The sequence below is a fragment of the Streptomyces sp. NPDC005195 genome, from assembly GCF_040608315.1.
GTDB lineage: Bacteria > Actinomycetota > Actinomycetes > Streptomycetales > Streptomycetaceae > Streptomyces > Streptomyces kaempferi.
The window spans coordinates 1-1,441 of sequence record NZ_JBEXHZ010000332.1; the positions used below are offsets into that span (position 1 = coordinate 1).

2 protein-coding genes are annotated in these 1,441 nt (G+C 72.7%); one reads left to right on the top strand and one right to left on the bottom strand.

What is annotated here, in order from left to right:
* Positions 1-1,061, bottom strand: a 1,061-nt coding sequence (locus ABZV34_RS39440) for a medium chain dehydrogenase/reductase family protein (RefSeq protein ID WP_356288107.1), incomplete at its 3' end; no start/stop codon positions are given.
* A gap of 134 nt (positions 1,062-1,195) precedes the next feature.
* Between ABZV34_RS39440 and ABZV34_RS39445 the strand changes: the two genes are divergently transcribed.
* Positions 1,196-1,441: helix-turn-helix domain-containing protein (locus ABZV34_RS39445; RefSeq protein WP_356288110.1), on the top strand; the 246-nt coding region annotated here is incomplete at its 3' end.

A 1,441-nucleotide genomic window follows, 5' to 3' on the forward strand; every position in this document is an offset into this window, starting at 1 on the left:
GCCTCCGGGCGGGTCCGGGGGTCCGGGACGAGGACGACCTTGCCGGTGACGGTGCCGGACTCCGCCAGGCGGACGGCCTCCGCGGCCCGGCCGAGCGGGACGCGGGCCGCGACCTGCGCCGTGATGGCGCCGTCGGCGAGCAGCGCGAACACCTGCCCGAGGTCGGTGCGCAACCGGTCCTGGAAGGCCGCGGCGCGGCGCTTGCCCGCCCAGATGTTGTAGAAGTGCGTGCGCCGGCCGTTGGGCAGCACCTTCCAGAGGAGGAGCCGGCCGACGAGCTTGAGGACCGGCAGTTTGGAGGATCCGGCGGCGTCCCGCGTCGAGGCCGAGCCGTACGACACGAGCATCCCGCCGCGGGCCAGCAGCCGGAAGGAGTCGACGATGCCGTCACCGCCGACGTGGTCGAAGACCGCGTCGACGCCACCGGGCGCCAACTCCCGTACACGGGCGGGCAGATCGGCGTCCCGGTAGTCGAGCGGCGTGGCGCCGAGCGCGCGGACCGCGTCGTGGTGGCGGGGGGAGGCGGTGCCGATGACGCGGATTCCGGCGTGGGCGGCGAGCTGGACGAGGGTCGAGCCCACCCCGCCGTTCGCGCCGTGCACGAGCACGGTTCCGCCGGCCCTGACGCCGGCGACGCGGTGCAGCATCTGCCAGGCGGTGATGCCGTTGACGACGAGCGTCTCGGCGTCGGCCGGGTCGAGCCCGCCGGGCACCTCGACCAGGTCGGTGACGGGCAGCACGACCAGGCTGGCCCAGCCGCCCACCTTGGTCAGCGCCGCGAAGCGGCGGCCGGCCAAGGACGCGTCGACCCCCGCGCCGACCCGGAGCACGACACCGACGAGGTCGTAACCGGGCACGAAGGGGAAGGGAGGCTGGTCGTAGTACTTGCCGCGGCGCATCTGCTGCTCGGCGAAGGAGACCCCGGAAGCCTCCAGCGCGAGAAGGACCTCACCGGCCGCCGGCTCGGGCGCGGGGCGCGTTCGGACCTGCAGTCCGGCGGGCTCCACGACTCCCGGGAGTACGACCTCGGTCACCAGGTTCGCGGTGGTGTGGCTGTCCATGACGGTCGGCTCCTCAGTTCGGCGGACATTTTCGTTAGAGCATCACGCTTGCGTTATAGGTTCTAACGAAAGCTTGCCCCTCTACACTGGGTACGTCAAGTGCCATTCCGACGAGCGACAGAAGAGGCGATGACGTGACCACGGAGAGCCGGACGGGACCGGGCCCGCGCGATCGGTTCCGCGCGCAGGTGCGGGAGGAAGTGAAGGCGGCGGCGCTGCGCCAGCTGGCCGAGGGCGGCCCGGAGGCACTGTCGCTCAACGCCGTCGCCAGACAGCTGGGCATGACGGGACCGGCGCTCTACCGCTACTTCGCCAACCGGGACAGCCTGCTCACCGAGCTGGTCGTCGACGCCTACGACGCGCTGGCGGCCGCCCTCGCC